The sequence below is a fragment of the Nocardioides sp. P86 genome, from assembly GCF_023712465.1.
In the GTDB taxonomy this organism is placed as follows: Bacteria; Actinomycetota; Actinomycetes; order Propionibacteriales; family Nocardioidaceae; genus Nocardioides; species Nocardioides kribbensis.
Genome location: NZ_JAMAYE010000004.1, coordinates 1 through 18,109 on the forward strand (window position 1 = coordinate 1; position 18,109 = coordinate 18,109).

Genomic DNA, 18,109 nt, shown 5'->3' on the forward strand with positions numbered 1-18,109 from the left:
GGGGGGGGGGGGGGGCGGTGCGGGGGGGGTGGTTTCGAGACGCTCGCTGCGCTCGCTCCTCAACCACCGGGGTGGGGGCCGGTGCTCGTCCCTCGGCCGTCGGGGTGGGGGCTGGTGCTCGCTCCTCGACCACCGGGGGCGGGGCTGGTGCACGCTCCGCGGCCGTCGGGGGCGGGGCGGGGTGGTCGATGAGGTCGACGATGGCGCGACCCGCGGCCACGGCGTCACCGGGCTGCGCGGGGGAGGGCCTCGGCTCCGGATCCGGCTCCGGCTCCGGAGCAGCGTCGACGACGGGGGCGGGCTCGGGGAGAACGGCAGCGGGGGCGCCCGTCGTCGAGTCGGCCACGGTGCCAGGGACGGTGCCGGGGACCGGGTCGCCCGGGTCGCCCGGGTCGCCCGTGTCGCCCGTGTCCACCGCGACGGCGTCGTTGGGCTCGCTGGCGCGGCGGCGGGCGAGGAGGCCGCGGCGGGGCTCGGACTTCGGGCGGCGCGCCGAGGGGATGATGACCGGCTCGAAGTCGGCGAGTCCGAGACCGGGGCGGATGCCCCCCGAGGGGGGCCGCGGGCGGGCGGGGGCAGCGTCGTACGCGTCGAGCTCGCGGCTGGCGGCCGGGGCCGGGGCCGGAGGGATGGTGGTGCTGTCGAGCCGCTCGGAGGCCGGGGCGGCGACGTCCTCGGGCGGTGCCGGCCGACCCGTGCGCTCCCGCAGCGCCGCGCCTTGGCGGCGCAGCTCGGCAGCGCGCGCGTCGGCGCCGCCGTCGCGGTGCGTGAGCCACCGGTCGACGAGGTCGGCGCCGGCCTCGTCGGGTGTCGCGTCTGCCATGGACGGCAAAATACGCGGATCCGGGCCGCAGCGAGGCTGAACGCAGCAGACCGCGCCGCCACGGTGCACTCGCCGACGGGCACGTGCCGCCACGGTGCGGCGGACCTCCGTAGAGTGCGAGCCGACGCCGGGGCCGCCCGGCAGGAGAGGCCCCGGTGACCGCGACCGATCAGGACACCCCCGGCGACGCCGGGCTCAGCGCCGACGAGCTCGTGGCCGTGGCCGCGGTCATGACCGGGGCCGGCGAGCCGCCGGCGGCGCCCTTGCGGGCGCGCCTCGTCTCCGGCGGCCGCTCCAACCTCACCGTCCGCCTCGACGACGGCGAGGCCGCATGGGTGCTCCGTACGCCGCCGCGTGCGGGCCGGACGCCGTCGGCGCACGACGTGGCCCGCGAGTTCCGGGTGACCAGCGCCCTGGGCCGCGCGGGGGTCCCCGTGCCGCCGGCGGTGGCGCTGAGCGAGGACGAGTCGCTCATCGGCGGTCCCTTCGCCGTGGCCCGCTTCGTCGAGGGCCGCTCGCTGCAGTCGGCCGACGACCTCGCCGGTCTGCCCGACGACCGGGTCGAGGCAGCCGTGGCGGCCCTGGCCGACGCCCTCGCCCGGCTGCACGAGGTCGACCACGTCGCCGTCGGCCTCGAGCGCTTCGGACGCCCTGACGGCTACGCCGCCCGCCAGCTCAAGCGGTGGTCGGGCCAGTGGGAGATCGTGGGCGAGGCCCAGCCCGAGCCCGTGCGCCGCGCGGCCGCGGCGCTCGCCGCCCGCCTGGGGCAGCGCCTGCCCGAGCAGCGCTCCACCGGCATCGTGCACGGCGACTACCGCATCGACAACACGCTGCTGCGCGTGCCCGCCACCGGCCCGGTCGAGGTCGCGGCGATCGTCGACTGGGAGCTGTCGACGATCGGCGACCCGGTCGCCGACGTGGCCATGATGTGCGTCTACCGCCACCCGGCCTTCGACCAGGTGCTCGGCTTCCCGTCGGCCTGGACCGAGACGCGCGTGCCCGACGTGGCCGGCCTGGCCGCGGCCTACGAGCGCGCCGGTGGCGTGCCGCTGGTCGACCTCGGGCGCCATCTCGCCCTCGGCTACTACAAGCTCGCCGTCATCGCCGCCGGCATCGACCACCGCCACCGAGCCGCCGGGGGCGAGGGGCTCTCCTCGGCCGGCGAGTCCGTCGGCCCCCTGCTGGACGCCGGACTGGCCGTCGACCCCGACCCGGCCTGACCCGGCCCCGGCTGGCCCTGGCTGGCCCTGGCTGGCCGTCGACCCCGACCCGGCCTGGTCCGAACCTGCCTGACCCTGCCTGACCCTGCCTGACCCCGCCTGACCCCGCCTGACCCCGCCTGACTCGGCCGAGCGGCCCGGCTCGGCCGGCCTGGTCTCGTGGCGCACGTGCGCCCGCCGAGCGAGGCGCGGACCCCGGCAGAGGAGGGAGCCCCCAGCCGACGCCCCGTCGGCCGTCGAGCGGCGTGGTCGAGCCCCGACTTTGCGCGGTTGCAGCAGCCGGTCGGCGCCGCCGACCGCGCGGATCGTGCAAAGCCCGGGCGCGGGGCGGTCTGGATCGCGCAATTGCCTGATCCGCGCAAGTGCTGTGCGGCGTCGGCTGCCGAGCCCGTGACCGGGCGCGGAGCGGGTCTGGATCGCGCAATTGCGTGATCCGCGTAGGTGCTGTGCGACGTCAGCTCCCGCCGTCCCCGACCTCGGCCCCCCGACCTCGGCCTCTGGACGTCGGGCGAGCGCTGGCCCTGCCGGTGGCAGAGTGACGGCCATGGCGCCCCACGACCCCTCAGCCGCCGTCGGCCCCTCCCGCGACACCGACACCGACACCGGCCCGTCGCACGTCCGCTACGCGTTCCTCGACGGCGTCGCCCGGATCACCCTGGTCGACGCCGATCGCGGCAACCCGGTGCACCTCGACTCCGTCGACCAGCTCTTCACCGCCGTGCGCCGCGCGGCGGCCGACGACGCCCGGGTGGTCGTGCTCGCCAGCACGGGGCGCTTCTTCTGCGTCGGCGGCGACGTCGCGGCCTTCGCGGGGGCCGAGGACCTGCCGGGCTACGTCGACGAGCTCGCCGACCGCCTGCACCGCGTGGTCTCCGAGCTGGTGCGCAGCGAGGCCGTCGTGGTCTCGGTGGTGCAGGGCGCGGCGGCCGGGGCCGGCTTCCCGCTCGCGGCCGCCGCCGACCTCGTGCTGGCGGCCGACACCGCGACCTTCAGCCTCGGCTACACCCGCCTCGGACTGTCGGTCGACGGCGGCACGAGCATGCTCACCCACACCCTCGGCCTGCACCGGGTGCTGCGCCTGGCGCTGCTCAACGACCGGCTCACCGCGGCCGAGCTGCTCGACGCCGGTCTCGTGGCCCGCGTCGTGCCGGCGGCGGAGCTCGACGCGTGCGCCGAGGGGGTCGTGGCCACGCTGGCGGCGGGCTCGGCCCCGGCGTACGCCGCGAGCAAGCGGCTCCTGCGCGGCGCGGTCGAGGAGCACCCCGAGGCCCGGCTGCGCGCGGAGGCGCTGGCCATCCGGGAGCTGGCCGGCGGCGCCGACGGCCGCGAGGGCGTCGCGGCCTTCGTGGCCAAGCGCACCCCCACCTTCGGGGCCTGAGCCCGGCCCGCGGCCGGGTCAGCCCCGGTGGGCCTCCGCGGCCAGGGCGAGCGCCTCGTCGAGGTGGTCGACGAGGTCGCGCGGGTCGTCGTAGACCGCGACGGCCCCCGCCTCGAGCAGCTCGGCGGTGCCGATCCCGCCGCAGCGCAGCCCCAGGCAGGGCACCCCGGCGGCGCGAGAGGCCTCGACGTCCCAGACGGCATCGCCGACGGTGACGGCGCGGGTGGCCTCGACGCTCTCCAGGGCGATCTCGAGCAGGTCGGGGGCGGGCTTGCTGGCCTCGGCGTCAGCGCCGGCGACCTTCTCGTGCAGCAGGTGGTGGGCGCCCTCGACGAGGTCGAGCAGCTGCTCGGTCTGCTCCTTGGCCCCCGAGCTGGCGAGCACGACCTGCAGGCCGCGCCCGCGCAGCGCCTCGAGCAGGGCGGCGGCGCCGTCGGTGGCGCCGATCTCGCCCGTGCGGCGCTCGACGTCCTCGTCGTGCAGCGCGCGCACCCGGTCGCCGACGGCCCGCTCGGCGGCGTCGCCGGCCACGTGGGTGACCAGCCGGTCGCCGCCCAGTCCGATCGCGCGGTGGAGGCGGTGCGAGGCGACGTCGAGCCCGACGGCGGCGAAGGCGGCGCGCCAGGCGAGCACGTGCACGTAGACGGAGTCGACGAGGGTGCCGTCGAGGTCGAGCACCACCGTGTCGACGGTGGCGGAGGGGGAGTCGGGCCGGGCGGGTGTCGTGGGGGTCATCGCACCCACCGTGGCACGGGCGCGCGGGGTCGACGTTCACCCCGAGGGGCGTGGGTCGTGGCCGGTGCCGCTCCTACCGTCGGAGGGAGCCGGGAGGACCCGGTGGCCGACCAGGAGGAGACGACCATGCCCGCCGAGAAGAAGCCCGGCCCCAGCGTCAAGGACGACGAGCTCTACGAGAAGCTGCGCGAGGAGGGCAACAGCAAGGAGAAGTCGGCGCGCATCGCCAACGCCGCCGCCGCGAAGGGCCGCTCCGCCGTCGGGCGCAAAGGTGGCTCCTCGCCGGCCTACGAGGAGTGGACGGTCGAGGAGCTGCGCGAGCGCGCGGCCGAGCTCGACGTCGAGGGCCGCTCGTCGATGAGGAAGGACGAGCTGGTCGAGGCGCTGCGCGAGCACTGACCGGCCGGCGGCCGGCCACCGCGCCCGCGTCGAGCTGGTCCGCGCCGGGCGGCGCCGTCGCCGGGCAGGTCTAACCTGGGTCCAGGCCCCCTCGACGGCGCGACGCCAGGTCGCGCTCGGCGGAGGGCCGGGAGGGCTCCCGCGCCCATGAGCACGACCAGATCCACGGGCCACGGTCCGGCCTCCGGCCCCGGCGGCGACCCGCGTCGGCGCATCCCCGCCCTGCTCACCGCGATCGACACGGCTCGCGAGCGGCTCCAGGTCGAGCTCGAGCAACGAGCAGCCGGGTCCCGCGAGGCCGAGCAGGCCCGCCACGCCCTCGTCTCGGCGCTCGAGGCGTACGCCGCAGCGCTGGCGGCCGCCCACCTGCCGATGCCCTACCGCCTCCACGCCGAGCTGCGGCTCCAGCGAGGTCTGGGCGGCCACTGACCGACCGGGACGCCCGGCCCGGCTCGCGCGGGTCGCGCCGGGGTCGTCCCGGGCGGCTCAGGGGGCCGCGGCGCGCAGCCTCTCCAGCAGGGGCTCGGCCGCCTCGGCCAGGAAGCGGTCCTGGTGCTCGTCGCCGACCTGCACGAGGGCGACGTCGGTGAAGCCGGCCTCCCAGAAGGCGCCCACGGCCTCGACGATCTTGTCGAGGTCGGGCCCGCAGGGGATCGAGTCGGCGACGTCGTCGGGCGTGACGAACTGCGTCGCCCCGGCGAAGCCGGCCGTGGTCGGCAGGTCGCTGTTGACCTTCCAGCCGCCGGCGAACCAGCGGAACTGCTCGTGGGCCCGGGCCACGGCCCGCTTCTCGTCGGGGTCCCAGCAGATCGGGATCTGGCCGATGGCGCGGGCGCCGTCGCCGATCCGGGTGGCGCCCTCGACACCGTTCCAGGTCTGCACGAGGTCGCCGAGCGGCTCGGTGGCGACGAGGTCGTCGGCGATGGGCGCGAAGTGCTCGATGCCCTTGTCGCCGGCCACCGCCAGCGCCAGCCGCACCCGCTCGTCGTCGCCGGGCAGGTCCCACAGGCGCGAGCCGTCGACGGAGAAGTGCTCGCCGTGGAAGGTGAGCAGCTCCCCGGCCAGCAGGCGGCGGATGATCTCCACCGCCTCCACCAGCATCTCCTGGCGCCGCGCCACGGGGGGCCAGCCGCGTCCGACGGTGTGCTCGTTGAGGTTCTCCCCGCTGCCCAGGCCGAGGGTGAAGCGGCCCTGCGACAGCAGCGCCATGGTCGCGGCCTTCTGGGCCACGACGGCGGGGTGGTAGCGCATGGTCGGGCAGGTCACGTAGGTCATCAGCTCCACGCGCGAGGTGACCTGGCTGATCGCGCCGAGCACGCTCCACGCGTAGGGGGCGTGGCCCTGCTCGGTCAGCCACGGGGAGAAGTGGTCGCTGGAGACCTCGAAGTCGAAGCCGGCGCGCTCCGCGGCGGCGGCGTACTCGACCAGCTGGCGCGGGCCGCTCTGCTCGGTCATGAGGGTGTAGCCGATGCGGGACACGTGTCCTCCTGGCCCGTCGGCTCTGCCGGGGGCGTCGTCGTGGTCGGGCCCTGCCACGCTAGGTCGGGCCGGCGCCGCGGACGTCCACCCGCGGGGGTGACCGTGTCGAGCGGCCCCACCCCCGCCCGCCTCCTCGCCCACCTCTGAGGGTGATCGGGGGGCCCGGCCGCCGCCGTACGGTCGGAGGACGGGTCCGCGCGACCGCGCCGACCCGCCTGCTCGCATCGGAGGATCATGGATCTCGGAATCACCGGACGCACCGCCCTCGTCACCGGGGGCGACTCCGGCATCGGCTGGGAGACCGCACGCATCCTGCTCGACGAGGGCGCCACTGTCGTGCTCAGCGACCAGGACGCCGACTCCCTCGCCGAGGCCGCCGCCCGGCTCGACGCCCCGGAGGGGCGCCTGCACCACGTGGCCGCCGACCTGTCCACCGACGAGGCCGTCAAGGAGCTCGCCGCGTCGGTCACCGACCTGGTCGGCGACCTCGACATCCTGGTGCAGTCGGCCGGCATCACCGGGGCCCAGGGCCTCTTCCACGAGATCGACGACGAGGGCTGGACCACCACGCTCACCGTCGACCTGCTCGCGCCGATCCGTCTCACCCGCGCCTTCCTGCCCGGCCTGCGCCGCGGCGGCTGGGGCCGCATCGTCTACCTCGCCTCCGAGGACGCCGTGCAGCCCTACGACGACGAGCTGCCCTACTGCGCCGCCAAGGCCGGCGTGCTGGCCTTCGCCAAGGGCCTCTCGCGGACCTACGCCGAGGAGGGGCTGCTGGTCAACTGCGTCTCGCCCGCCTTCATCAAGACGCCGATGACCGACGCCATGATGGAGAAGCGCTCGAAGGAGATCGGCTCCAGCGTCGACGAGGCCATCGAGAGCTTCCTCGACGAGGAGCGGCCCTACATGGAGCTGGGCCGGCGCGGCCTGCCCGAGGAGGTCGCCTCCGTGGTGGCGTTCCTGTGCTCCGACCGCGCCAGCTTCGTCAACGGCTCCAACTACCGGGTCGACTCCGGCTCGGTCGCCACCATCTGACGACCCACCGACCGACCGACCCACCGACCCACCCCAGGAGGGCACCGACGTGCACCACGACTACGACTTCCTCATCGTCGGCGGCGGCATGGTCGCCGACGCTGCGGCCAAGGGCATCCGCGAGCAGGGGAGCGAGGGCACCATCGGCATCCTCGGCGAGGAGCCCACACCCCCCTTCCCCCGCCCGGCGCTGTCGAAGAAGCTCTGGACCGATCCCGACTTCACCTTCGACGACGCCGCGATGCACACCTCGGAGGAGACCGGCGCGACCTTCCACCTGGGCAGCCCGGTGACCAGCGTCGACACCGAGGCCCGTACGGCGACCACCGCGGCCGGCGACACCTTCGGCTACGGCACCCTGCTGGTGGCCACGGGCGGGCGCCCCCGCCGCATCGAGGGGCTGGAGCCCGGCGACCGGGTGCTTTACTTCCGCGACCTCGCCGACTACAACCGCCTGCGCGAGCTGGCCCAGGGCCGTCCGCGGGTCGTGGTCGTCGGCGGCGGCTACATCGGCAGCGAGATCGCGGCCGCCCTCTCGCAGCACGACTGCGAGGTCATCGTCGTGCACCCCGGCGAGGTGCTGGGCGACCACGTCTTCCCCGACGCGCTGGCGCGGCGCTTCGAGTCGCTCTTCACCGACGCCGGGGTGCGCGTCCACGGCGGTCTGAAGGCCGTCGGCGGGCGCGAGGACGGCGACACGGTCGTGGTCGAGCTCTCCGACGGGTCCTCGCTCGAGGCCGACGTCGTGGTGGTCGGCCTGGGCATCAGCCCCGACACCGACTTCCTGCCCGCTGACGTGGCCCGTGCCGACGACGGCGGCGTACGCGTCGACGAGCGCCTCACCACCTCCGTGCCGGGCGTGCTCGCCGCCGGCGACGTCGCCGAGTACCCCGACCGGATCCTGGGGCGCCGTCGCGTCGAGCACGTCGACAACGCCGGTGAGATGGGCTCCGCGGTGGGCCGGATCATGGCCGGCTCCACCGAGACCTACGACCACACGCCGATGTTCTACTCCGACGTGCTCGGGGTGGGCTACGAGGCGGTCGGCACCCTCGACGCCTCGCTGGAGACCGTCGTCGACGAGCGCGACGGGGGAGCGGTCGTCTACTACCTCGACGACCAGGAGGTGCGCGGCGTCCTGCTGTGGGACGTCGAGGTCGACGGCGGACTCGACCAGGCTCGGTCCCTCCTCGCCGAGCACGCCCGCCCCACCGACGCCGCGGCGCTGGTGGGCCGGATCGGCTGAGGCCCGGGGCCTCACCCGGGCCCCTACGACGACACCCGACGACGACACCGCCCCGACACCCGGATCCCCGGGTGTCGGGGCGGTGCTGTGCGGGTACGCTGCGCAGTGAGGCCCGCCCGGGTCCGGTCGTCCCCCCCACGTCCGGCCCGGGCGGGCCTCCTTGCACGCAGGACAGCGGGCGTTCCAGTTGTGGCCGGGACGCCCGCTGCTGCTCGCTGCTCGGCTGCTGCTCAGTCCTCGCTGACCTGGGTGCGGAAGCCCGAGCGCTCGGCGTGCATCGTCCAGAGCTTCTCCGCCAGCACGTCGGGGTCCTTCTCGGGGTCGCCCTCGACGATGGCGCCGCCGATGATGAGCTGGGCCACGTGGATGCCCTCCTCGGCGAGCACCTCGTGCAGCAGCTCGGCGTAGGCGGCCTGACCGGCGAAGGCGATCGAGGTTCCGGTGACGTTGCGGCCGGGCTTGACGGCGGAGCCGCCGTTGACGAAGAGGATCGTGCCGCGGCCCTCGCCGTCCTCCTTGGGCAGGAAGCGCATGCCGGGCACGACCTGGTGCACGGCGGCGACGGGGCCGTAGATGGAGAACTCGACCGGTCCGACGAGGTCGGCGGGAGTGGTCTCCAGCACCGGTCGCATGAAGTCCTTCTGCGGCAGCGGGCTGTACTGGAGCACCTCGATGGGACCGAGGGTCTCGGTCACCTGCTCGAGGGCGGCGGCGATCGAGGCAGGGTCGCGCACGTCGGCGGCGAAGCCCTGGGCCTGCACGCCGTCACCGGCGAGGTCCTCGGCCAGCAGGTCGAGACGGGCCTGGTTGCGTGAGATCAGACCGACGCTGAAGCCTTCGCGCCCGAAGCGGCGGGCGACGGCGGCGCCGAGGCCGCGCCCGGCCCCGATGATGGCGATGGTGGTCATGCGGTGGCCTCCTGCGGGTGGATGTCATGGGTCATGACGTCCACGGTGCCCCGGGGCGCGGGGGTGCAGGAGACCCAAGCGGGTGACCGGGCCCGGGGGGCCCGGCGGCCGGCTCAGGAGGCGGAGACGTCCACCAGGCCGCCGCGGGCCGGCTCCATGCCCAGGCCGTGGCGCAGGCCCCAGGCCACCGCCTGGGTGCGGCGCTCGACGCCGATCTTGCGGTAGGCGCCACGGATGTAGGTCTTCACCGAGTTGATCGAGAGGTAGAGCTGCTTGCCGATCTCGACGTTGGTGTGGCCCTGGGTCACCAGCGAGAGGATCTCGGCCTCGCGCGGGGTGAGCCCGGCGCGGGCACCGTTGGCGGTGGCACCGACCACGGCGTGCGGGGTGCGGTCGAGGGGGCGGCTGGGACGCGCCGCCGAGGGGGTCGTGCGCAGCGCACGCTCGATGGCGTCGACGAGCTCGTCGGCGCCGAGCGTCTTCGACAGGCGCACCTGGGCGCGGCTGCTGCCGGGCGCCTGCGGGTCGCGCCAGGTGTAGACCACGGGCCGGGCCTGGCCGGAGGTGGCGAGGCGGCGCACGAGGTTCTGCCCGGTCTGCGAGAGCTTGACGGGCTCGTAGAGCACGACGTCGACCGCGGTCGGGTCGTCGAGGGCGGTCTCGGTGTCGACGAGCTGGACCCGGCCGGCGTGGGGGGCGAGCAGGGCGGCCACGCCGGCGGCGACGAAGGGGTGGTCGTCGACCAGCGCCACGACCAGCGGCTGCTTCTGCGGGACGGCGTGGATGCCGCTCGTGCGGGGCGTGTGCGAGGTGGTGGTGGGGTTCATGGTTCTGCCGCTCCTGGGTTCTCGGGCCGACACCCGGGCTGAAACTTAGACAAGGTGTTGGGACTTATATTCCAAACTTAGACAGACTGTGTCAAGATCATCCACAGTTCGACACGAAAGTTCGACAGCGAGTCGAAGCCCCCGCTCGACGAGAGGCCCCAGATGACCGAGCAGCGACACGACGACGGTGCGTGCCCCACCTCCATCGACTCCCTGCTGCGCGCCACGGCCAGGGGCGACGAGGCCGCCTTCGGCCGGCTCTACGACCGCAGCGTGCGCCTCGTGCTCGGCGAGGCCGTCCGGCGCTGCACGTCGCGCGGCGTCGCCATCGACGACTGCGCCGACCGCGTGCTGGCCGAGGACCTCGTCGTGTCGATCTACCTCGACGTGTGGGCCCGCGCCGGCCAGTACGCCGCCGGCGACCACGGTGGGCTGCGCAGCGCCGGGCGACCGTCGGCGTCGGCGCGTCCCGACCCCTGGCGCTGGCTCTTCGACCTGGCCGCGGCGAGGGTCGAGGCCGACCTGGCCTCGGGCTCCACCGCCGGTGCGCGGCTGCGGGAGGCGTCGTGAGCGGCCAGGCCGGGGGCGCCCCTGCGTCGTCGCTGCCGCCGGGGAGCGCCCACGGCGCCGGACTGAGCGTCAGCGACCTCGCCGAGCGCACGGGCGTGGCCGCCGCCACCCTGCGCGCCTGGGAGAGCCGCTACGGCTTCCCCGTGCCCGAGCGGCGCCCCAGCGGCCACCGTCGCTACGCCGAGGCCGACGTGCACGCGGTCGAGGGGGTGCTGGCCCGGCGCGAGTCGGGACTGACCCTGTCGGCGGCGATCGAGGAGGTCCGCCGCGAGCGGGAGGCAGAGGAGGGCCCGCGCGGCACGTCGGCGCGGCCGCAGTCGGTCTTCGCCACCGTGCGCGCCGGACACCCCCACATCCCGGTGCAGCGGCTGGGCAAGTCCACGCTGCTCGCCCTGTCCTGGGCCATCGAGGACGAGTTCTGCGCCGTCGCCGACCGCCCGCACCTCTTCGCCGCCTTCCAGCAGGCCCAGCACTACCGCGCCGCCGAGCGTCGCTGGGGCGAGCTGGCCCGGCTCTCGCGCTCGGCGTGGGTCTACGCCGACTTCCCCGACCACGGCGCCGAGCCGGACGGTCCCGACGTACGCCTGCTCGACGGGCCGACGCGGGTCACGCTCGACCAGCGCTCGCCGCTGCTGCGGGAGTGGGCGCTGGTGTGCGACTCCCAGGAGCTGCCCGCGCTGCTCAGCGCCTGGGAGCTGCCCGGCCAGGACCGTGTGCCCGACCGGCAGCGGATGTTCGAGTGCGTGCTGTCCTTCGAGCCCTCCGCGGTGCGCGCGGCGTCACGCTGCTTCCTCGACGCCGCCGGCGACGCCGGCGTCGGGTCGGCGGCACCCGTGCTCCGCGAGCTCGACTCGACGGCGCTGGCCGACCCCACCGACCTGGCCTCGGTCAGCACCCTGGTGGCCCGGCTCCTCGGCTACGTCGACCGTCTCTCCTCCCGCTGATCGACGACTGACCCGCCCGGTCTCGTCGCGCCCCGTTCACGACGGGGTCGTGGCGGGGTCGGCGCCGCGTCCTCGGGCGCTCCTAGCGTCGCGGGATGACCCGCCTGGAGCCCACCCCCGCCACCCGGGACCACCTGCTCACGCCCGGGGTCGTGCTCGCCGCCACCGGCGGCCTGGTGCTGGTGGTCGTGGCGGCGGCGCTCCTGCAGGTGCACCGGGGCTTCCTCGACCTCGAGGTCTACGCCTTCGGTGCGCGGACCCTGCTCGACGGGGGCCATCTCTACGCCGCGGACGACCCGGCCACCGGCCTGCCGTTCACCTACCCGCCCTTCGCGGCGCTGCTGATGGCCGGGCTCGCGCTCCTGCCCCTGCCGGTCTCGGCCGCGCTGTGGGCGGCGACCGGTGTGCTCGCGCTGGCCCTGGTGGTGCACGTCGTGCGACCCGACCTCGCGCCGTGGGCCGTGCTCGGCGGGTGCGTCGCGGCGCTGGCCCTCGAGCCGGTGCGCGAGACGCTGACCTTCGGGCAGGTCAACCTCCTGCTCATGGCGCTGGTCGTCGTCGACCTGCTCGGTCCGCGCCGCCGGTGGAGCGGCGCATTCGTCGGGCTGGCCGCCGCGGTCAAGCTGACCCCGCTCGTCTTCGTGGTCCTGCTGCTCGGCACCGGGAGGCGGGGCGACGCCGCCCGCGCCGTGGTGGCGGTTGTGGGGGCGGGGGTGGTCGGGGCGCTCGTGGCCCCGCGGTCCTCGTGGGACTACTGGACCTCGGTGCTCGCCGATCCCGAGCGGCCGGGCAGCCCGGCCTTCGCCACCAACCAGTCGGTGAGCGGCGTGCTGGCCCGTGCGCTCGGCGGGCCGGCGCCGACCCTGCTGTGGCTGGTCGTCGCCGGCGCGGTCTCCCTCGGCGTGCTCGCCCTCGGCTGTGTCTGGTGGCGTCGTGGCGACCCCGCGCTCGGGGTCGGCCTGGCCGCCGTGGCCATGCTGCTCGCCTCGCCGATCTCGTGGTCGCACCACTGGGTGTGGGCGCTGCCGGTCGCGCTGGTGCTGCTCGAGCGTGGGCCGCGGTGGGCCGCCGCGGGCTGGGCGGCGGTGTTCGTGCTCGCCCCCTTCTGGCTGCTGCCCCACCGCGACGACGTGGAGTACGCCTGGAGCCCGGCCCAGCAGGTGGTCGGCAGCGCCTACGTCGTGGCCGGCCTGCTGCTCGCGGCGGGGGCGGCGCTCGCGCTGGGCCTCGCGCGTCCCGCGCGCCCACCCTCTCCGTCCGCCGACGACTGAGGCGGCACGGTCGCGGTAGGCCCCGTGGGACTCGAACCCACAACCAAGAGATTAAAAGTCTCCTGCTCTGCCCATTGAGCTAGGGGCCCGCCGTCGCCGAGCGACGGGGCGGCCAGTATCACCCATGCGCTCCCGGGCCCTGCTGGTGCGGTGCGGTGCACCCGTCCGTCACGCTCCTGACGCCGAACCTTCACGGGGTCGATCCACAAAGTCTCGTCCGGATCGTTCGGTTCCGGCTCCGGCGGGGTAGGGTCGGTGCTAGCAACAGATGCAAGTTCCAGCTGGTCTGACGCCTGCGGAGTTTGTGATCCAACGGCGTTTCTGCTTTGTGGTGTTCCACTAGGTCGGAGCGACGTGTCACCGCATCAGTTGTGGGGTCGTCGAAGTGACGGCCTCTCGTTCCGATAACAGGAGTAACGAGCACATGGCTCAAGGCACCGTGAAGTGGTTCAACGCTGAGAAGGGCTTCGGCTTCATTGCGCAGGAGGACGGCGGCGACGACGTCTTCGTGCACTACTCGGCGATCCAGACCCAGGGCTACAAGTCCCTCGACGAGAACCAGAAGGTCGAGTTCGACGTCACCCAGGGCCCCAAGGGCCCCCAGGCGGAGAACGTTCGCCCCGTCTGATCCAGACGTGCACCGGTCGGCCCGCTGGCCGGTGAAGCACCACCCGAGGCCCCACCCCCGATCCTGGGGGTGGGGCCTCGTGCGTGCGCCGGGTCCCGTGCGCCGGGTCCCGTGCGCTGGGCCCCTGCGGCGCACGTGTGGGCCATGTCGCACCACCCGATATGACCAGATCGGCCCCCGCCGGGTTTGATCCTGAGGGTCGTCGGGCACGCTTGGTCCTGATGAACAGGTACGAGGTGAGCGGGGGAGCGGTGCACGATCAGTTCGATGTGTCGCTCGAGGACGCCGACCTGCTCGGCGAGGTCGAGCTGACCACCAACCTCATCATCGCTGCGAGCGAGTCCGACGAGCACCTGCCGCAGACGATGATCGACGAGATCCTCGGGATCGGCCCCGCCGACGCCCAGCCCGGCACCCAGGCCGGCTGACCCGTCCCCCTGCGCCTCCCGCACCCGCGCTCTCGTGCGGGTGCTCCGGTGTGCCCGCGCGCCCCGAGATGCCGGGGCCTTGAGGTCGATACCCTAGGGGGGTATCGTGCAAGTATGGACGAGGCGACCGGCCACCAGCACGGCTACATCCAGCGCAAGGACGACTACCTCAAGCGGCTGCGCCGCATCGAGGGCCAGGCCCGCGGCCTGCAGCGGATGGTCGAGGAGGAGAAGTACTGCATCGACATCCTCACCCAGGTCTCCGCGATGACGAAGGCGCTGCACGCCGTCTCGATCGGGCTGCTGGAGGAGCACATGAACCACTGCGTCGTCGACGCCGCGCGCGCCGGCGACGACGAGGCCCGCGAGAAGGTCACCGAGGCCGTCGAGGCGATCGCCCGGCTGGTCCGCTCGTGACCGCCCACCACCGGCAGCAGCACCACGACAGCGAGGAGCACGAGATGAGCACCACCAGCACCTGGACCGTGACCGGCATGACCTGCGGCCACTGCGTCGCCTCGGTCACCGAGGAGCTCGAGGAGATCGACGGGGTCGAGCAGGTCGAGGTGACCCTCGAGGGCGGCCACGTGGAGGTCACCAGTGGGCGCGAGCTGACCCGTGACGAGGTCGAGGCCGCCGTCGCCGAGGCGGGCTACGCCCTGGCCTGAGCCGCCCCTCGCCTGGGCAGCACCCCACCCCGAATCCCCCTCACCACACCCACCACGTCGCCCCACGCAGGGAGGAGCCCGCGATGAGCACGCCCGAACTGGAGCACCCGGCCAGCCGCCCGGCCGACCACGAGGTCGACCTGGAGATCTCCGGGATGACGTGCGCGTCGTGCGCGAACCGGATCGAGCGCAAGCTCAACAAGCTCGAGGGCGTGAGCGCGAGCGTCAACTACGCCACCGAGAAGGCCCACGTCGTGGCGCCCCCCGAGGTCAGCGTCGAGGACCTGCTCGCCACCGTCGCCGCCGCGGGCTACTCCGCCACCCCTCCACCGTCACATGCTGACCGCAGGACCGACGGGGGCGAGGGCGCCGACGGCCCCGGGGGCCACGAGGAGCGTGCCGACGCCGAGCTCGGGGCGCTGCGCCTGCGGCTGCTGGTCTCCCTGGCGCTGAGCCTGCCGGTGGTGGCGATGGCGATGGTGCCGCCGCTGCAGGTCGACGGCTGGCAGTGGGTCTCGCTGGTCCTCGCCACGCCGGTCGTGCTGTGGGGTGCTTGGCCCTTCCACCGGGCCGCGGTCGTCAACCTGCGCCACGGCGCCCTGACCATGGACACCCTGGTCTCGGTCGGGGTCACCGCGGCCTACGCCTGGTCGGTGGTGGCGCTGGTTTTCGGCAGTGCCGGGGAGAGGGGCATGACCCACGGCTTCGAGCTCGGGGTCGGGCGCAGCGACGGTCTGGGCAACATCTACCTCGAGGCCGCCACCGGGGTCACGACCTTCCTGCTGGCCGGGCGCTGGTTCGAGAAGCGCTCCAAGCGGCGCGCCGGCGACGCCCTGCGGGCCCTGCTCGAGCTCGGCGCCAAGGACGTCACCGTGCTGCGCGGCGATGTCGAGACCACCGTGCCGGCGGCGAGCCTCGCGGTCGGGGACGTGTTCGTCGTCCGCCCGGGTGAGAAGGTCGCCACCGACGGCGTCGTCGAGCGTGGCACCTCCGCCGTCGACGCGTCGCTGCTCACCGGCGAGCCGGTGCCGGTGGAGGTCGGTCCGGGCGACGAGGTCACCGGGGCCACGGTCAACGCCGGCGGCCGCCTCGTCGTGCGGGCCACGCGGGTCGGCGCCGACACCCAGCTGGCCCAGATGGCGCGGCTGGTGGAGGAGGCGCAGAGCGGCAAGGCCGAGGTGCAGCGGCTGGCCGACCGGGTCTCGGCGGTCTTCGTGCCGCTGGTGATCGCGCTCAGCCTCGCCACGCTCGCCGCCTGGCTGCTGCTCGGCTTCCCGGCCTCGTCGGCCTTCACGGCCGCGGTCGCGGTGCTGATCATCGCCTGCCCGTGCGCGCTGGGCCTGGCCACGCCGACCGCGCTGCTGGTCGGCACCGGCCGCGGCGCCCAGCTGGGCATCGTCATCCGCGGCCCCGAGATGCTCGAGTCGACGCGTCGGGTCCAGACGGTGCTGCTCGACAAGACCGGCACGGTGACGACCGGCCGCACGGCGCTCGTCGACGTCGTCGCCGCCCCCGGCACCCCCGAGCAGCTCGTACGACGCACCGCCGCGGCCCTCGAGGCCGGCTCCGAGCACCCGATCGCCCGCGCGGTCGTGGCCGGCGCGCAGCAGGGCCACGCCTCGGAGGGGCCGCTCCCGCGGGTCGAGGGCTTCGCCAACCGGGAGGGACTCGGCGTCGTCGGCACCGTGGCGGGCGAGGCCGCGGTCATCGGGCGTCTCGCGCTGCTGGAGCAGGAGGGCCTGGTCGTGCCCGGGCCCGTGCGCGCCGCGGTCGAGACGGCGGAGGCCTCCGGGCGCACCCCGGTGGTCGTCGGGTGGGCCGGCGAGGCGCGCGGAGTCCTGGTCGTCTCCGACACCGTCAAGCCGGGGGCGGCCCAGGCCGTGGCCGAGCTGCGGGCGCTGGGCCTGGACCCCGTGCTGCTCACCGGCGACCACGAGCGGGCGGCGCGCGCCGTGGCCGCCGAGGTCGGCATCGAGCGCGTCGTCGCCGGGGTGCTGCCCGCGGGCAAGGTGGAGGAGGTGCGGCGGCTGCAGGAGCAGGGGGTGGTCGTCGCCATGGTCGGCGACGGCGTCAACGACGCCGCCGCACTGGCCCGGGCCGACCTCGGCATCGCGCTCGGCACCGGCACCGACGTGGCCATGCAGGCCGCCGACCTGACGCTGGTCAGCGGCGACCTGCGGACCGCGGCGACCGCCGTACGGCTGGCGCGGCGGACCCTGGGCACCATCCGGGTCAACCTCTTCTGGGCCTTCGCCTACAACGTCGCGGCGCTCCCGCTGGCCGCCCTGGGCCTGCTGACCCCGATGATCGCGGGGGCCGCGATGGCGTTGTCGTCGGTCGTGGTGGTCTCCAACAGCCTGCGGCTGCGCGCCTTCCGCTGAGCGACCGGACCCGACCGGCCCGGGCCCGGCGGGCGGGTCAGCAGGTGGCGAAGAGCACCGGCCCGGTCGAGAGGTCCGACAGCACGAAGGAGCCCTCGGCGGGCGTGAGGTCGGCGACGACCAGCGGGCCGTCGGCGGTGACGGAGTCGACGGCGAAGCGGTCGGTGAAGTCGCCGCCCTGGCCCGGCGCCGGCCCCTCCAGGAGGGTGGCGCGCGCGTCGGCGTTGCGGCGGGCGCGGTCGTCGTCGGAGAAGCCCAGCACGAGGCGGGCGCCCAGGCCGGGCTCGAGGGCGAGCGCGAAGACCTCCAGCGGGTCGACCTCGCCGGCTGCGCCGACCAGACGCTCACCCTCGGCCTGCTCGGCGGGGTCGGCCTGACCCATCGCCAGCGACGCGCACGCGAACTCCCCGGGGTAGACGGCGGCGGCCAGGGGGTCGCCCCCGGAGGCGCCGTCGACGAGCGCGTCGACGGCTCGGGACACGTCGTCGTCGGTGCCGTCGTCGCCGAGGCCGTCGACGACCGAGGCGAGGTAGGCGGCGTCGTCGCCGGTCACGACGAGGTCGCGCTCGGCGACGAGGGCGACGTACTGCAGGGTGGGCGAGGCGTTGTAACCGGTCTCGAGCGAGGCCCGGGCGAGGGCGTCGGCGCCCTCCCACACCCCGTCGTCGGACTCCGGGCGGGTGTAGCCGAGGCCCTCGAGCCGCTCGCCGAGCGCCTCGACGTCGGTGCCCTCGGCCAACCCGACGAGGTCGGCGCCCCCGGTGGTGGACTGGGTGAAGAGCTCCCACTCCACGCTGGCCGGCGACCAGCCGAGCTCCTGCTGCAGCAGCGAGGCCGACTCGGCCTGTGCCGTCGTCGAGGCCAGGTCGAGGTCGTAGGCCTCGGAGAGGAAGTCCTCGACCTGCTCGGGGCTGGAGGAGGCGTCGACGTCGGCGCCGACCTCGGCGCGCACCCCGGCCCAGTCGGTCCAGGAGTAGCGCTGCACGTCGTCGGGCGCCAGCGCGACGGCACGCCGCAGGTCGCTGTCGCCGCCGCCCCACACGCGCAGCGCCACCGCGACGCCGCCGGCGACCAGCACCAGCACGACCGCCACCGCCACGAGGAGCCGCACCGGCACACGGCGGGTGGCACGGGGCACGGCGGTCCTCCTCGGGGGCGGGCGGTGGTGT

19 protein-coding genes, 1 tRNA gene and 1 pseudogene are annotated in these 18,109 nt (G+C 75.0%); 14 read left to right on the top strand and 7 right to left on the bottom strand.

The window, feature by feature from the left end:
• Positions 1-823 (bottom strand): annotated as a pseudogene (locus M3673_RS17625) (hypothetical protein); the annotation flags it as partial.
• Between the two features lie 155 nt (positions 824-978).
• Here M3673_RS17625 and M3673_RS17630 point away from each other — a divergent pair.
• A complete protein-coding gene (locus tag M3673_RS17630; protein ID WP_251535308.1) occupies positions 979-2,043 on the top strand; it encodes a phosphotransferase family protein in 1,065 nt (354 codons plus the stop codon).
• Between the two features lie 544 nt (positions 2,044-2,587).
• Entirely contained in the window at positions 2,588-3,421 is an 834-nt protein-coding gene (locus tag M3673_RS17635) for an enoyl-CoA hydratase/isomerase family protein (RefSeq protein ID WP_251535310.1), read from the top strand.
• A gap of 18 nt (positions 3,422-3,439) precedes the next feature.
• Here the strand turns inward: M3673_RS17635 and M3673_RS17640 are convergent, their stop codons facing one another.
• Positions 3,440-4,156: an HAD family hydrolase gene (locus M3673_RS17640; RefSeq protein WP_251535312.1), complete on the bottom strand. Its 717-nt coding sequence runs from the start codon at positions 4,154-4,156 to the stop codon at positions 3,440-3,442.
• Between the two features lie 126 nt (positions 4,157-4,282).
• On the opposite strand from M3673_RS17640, the gene M3673_RS17645 reads away from it, so the two are divergent.
• A complete protein-coding gene (locus M3673_RS17645) occupies positions 4,283-4,555 on the top strand; it encodes a Rho termination factor N-terminal domain-containing protein (RefSeq protein ID WP_193665457.1) in 273 nt (90 codons plus the stop codon).
• 147 nt (positions 4,556-4,702) lie between these two features.
• A complete protein-coding gene (locus tag M3673_RS17650; protein ID WP_193665454.1) occupies positions 4,703-4,984 on the top strand; it encodes a hypothetical protein in 282 nt (93 codons plus the stop codon).
• Between the two features lie 57 nt (positions 4,985-5,041).
• On the opposite strand, the gene M3673_RS17655 is transcribed toward M3673_RS17650, so the two are convergent.
• Positions 5,042-6,034: a TIGR03557 family F420-dependent LLM class oxidoreductase gene (locus tag M3673_RS17655; protein WP_193665452.1), complete on the bottom strand. Its 993-nt coding sequence runs from the start codon at positions 6,032-6,034 to the stop codon at positions 5,042-5,044.
• 234 nt (positions 6,035-6,268) lie between these two features.
• Here M3673_RS17655 and M3673_RS17660 point away from each other — a divergent pair, with 234 nt between their 5' ends.
• On the top strand, positions 6,269-7,069 hold the full coding sequence (locus M3673_RS17660) for an SDR family NAD(P)-dependent oxidoreductase (RefSeq protein WP_193665450.1): 801 nt from the start codon (positions 6,269-6,271) through the stop codon (positions 7,067-7,069).
• A 49-nt stretch (positions 7,070-7,118) separates the two neighbouring features.
• A complete protein-coding gene (locus M3673_RS17665) occupies positions 7,119-8,315 on the top strand; it encodes an FAD-dependent oxidoreductase (RefSeq protein ID WP_308196179.1) in 1,197 nt (398 codons plus the stop codon).
• A 230-nt stretch (positions 8,316-8,545) separates the two neighbouring features.
• Here M3673_RS17665 and M3673_RS17670 read toward each other — a convergent pair whose 3' ends face one another.
• Both M3673_RS17670 and M3673_RS17675 read right to left on the bottom strand, forming a co-directional pair.
• Positions 8,546-9,223, bottom strand: a complete 678-nt coding sequence (locus M3673_RS17670) for an SDR family NAD(P)-dependent oxidoreductase (RefSeq protein WP_228942501.1) — start codon at positions 9,221-9,223, stop codon at positions 8,546-8,548.
• A 113-nt stretch (positions 9,224-9,336) separates the two neighbouring features.
• Positions 9,337-10,050: a response regulator transcription factor gene (locus M3673_RS17675; protein WP_193665446.1), complete on the bottom strand. Its 714-nt coding sequence runs from the start codon at positions 10,048-10,050 to the stop codon at positions 9,337-9,339.
• Between the two features lie 162 nt (positions 10,051-10,212).
• Here M3673_RS17675 and M3673_RS17680 point away from each other — a divergent pair, with 162 nt between their 5' ends.
• The 3 genes from M3673_RS17680 to M3673_RS17690 all read left to right on the top strand — a co-directional run bounded on the left by M3673_RS17680 (position 10,213) and on the right by M3673_RS17690 (position 12,835).
• Positions 10,213-10,620: a hypothetical protein gene (locus M3673_RS17680; RefSeq protein ID WP_251535314.1), complete on the top strand. Its 408-nt coding sequence runs from the start codon at positions 10,213-10,215 to the stop codon at positions 10,618-10,620.
• Positions 10,617-11,564: a DICT sensory domain-containing protein gene (locus M3673_RS17685; RefSeq protein WP_193665442.1), complete on the top strand. Its 948-nt coding sequence runs from the start codon at positions 10,617-10,619 to the stop codon at positions 11,562-11,564. Before M3673_RS17680 ends, M3673_RS17685 begins: the two co-directional genes overlap by 4 nt.
• 95 nt (positions 11,565-11,659) lie before the next feature.
• On the top strand, positions 11,660-12,835 hold the full coding sequence (locus M3673_RS17690) for a glycosyltransferase 87 family protein (RefSeq protein ID WP_251535316.1): 1,176 nt from the start codon (positions 11,660-11,662) through the stop codon (positions 12,833-12,835).
• 16 nt (positions 12,836-12,851) lie between these two features.
• Here M3673_RS17690 and M3673_RS17695 read toward each other — a convergent pair.
• Positions 12,852-12,924: transfer RNA gene (locus M3673_RS17695), tRNA-Lys, on the bottom strand.
• Positions 12,925-13,259: 335 nt separating this feature from the next.
• Between M3673_RS17695 and M3673_RS17700 the strand changes: the two genes are divergently transcribed.
• The 5 genes from M3673_RS17700 to M3673_RS17720 all read left to right on the top strand — a co-directional run bounded on the left by M3673_RS17700 (position 13,260) and on the right by M3673_RS17720 (position 16,940).
• A complete protein-coding gene (locus M3673_RS17700) occupies positions 13,260-13,463 on the top strand; it encodes a cold-shock protein (RefSeq protein WP_056863399.1) in 204 nt (67 codons plus the stop codon).
• 221 nt (positions 13,464-13,684) lie between these two features.
• Positions 13,685-13,891: a hypothetical protein gene (locus M3673_RS17705; protein WP_193665765.1), complete on the top strand. Its 207-nt coding sequence runs from the start codon at positions 13,685-13,687 to the stop codon at positions 13,889-13,891.
• 114 nt (positions 13,892-14,005) lie between these two features.
• On the top strand, positions 14,006-14,308 hold the full coding sequence (locus M3673_RS17710; RefSeq protein ID WP_193665297.1) for a metal-sensitive transcriptional regulator: 303 nt from the start codon (positions 14,006-14,008) through the stop codon (positions 14,306-14,308).
• A 44-nt stretch (positions 14,309-14,352) separates the two neighbouring features.
• Positions 14,353-14,559 carry a heavy-metal-associated domain-containing protein gene (locus M3673_RS17715; protein ID WP_251535318.1) on the top strand — a complete coding sequence of 69 codons (207 nt, stop codon included), beginning with the start codon at positions 14,353-14,355 and terminating at the stop codon, positions 14,557-14,559.
• An 83-nt stretch (positions 14,560-14,642) separates the two neighbouring features.
• On the top strand, positions 14,643-16,940 hold the full coding sequence (locus tag M3673_RS17720; RefSeq protein ID WP_251535320.1) for a cation-translocating P-type ATPase: 2,298 nt from the start codon (positions 14,643-14,645) through the stop codon (positions 16,938-16,940).
• A gap of 37 nt (positions 16,941-16,977) precedes the next feature.
• On the opposite strand, the gene M3673_RS17725 is transcribed toward M3673_RS17720, so the two are convergent.
• Positions 16,978-18,078 carry a hypothetical protein gene (locus tag M3673_RS17725; protein ID WP_193665293.1) on the bottom strand — a complete coding sequence of 367 codons (1,101 nt, stop codon included), beginning with the start codon at positions 18,076-18,078 and terminating at the stop codon, positions 16,978-16,980.
• Positions 18,079-18,109 lie beyond the last annotated feature (31 nt).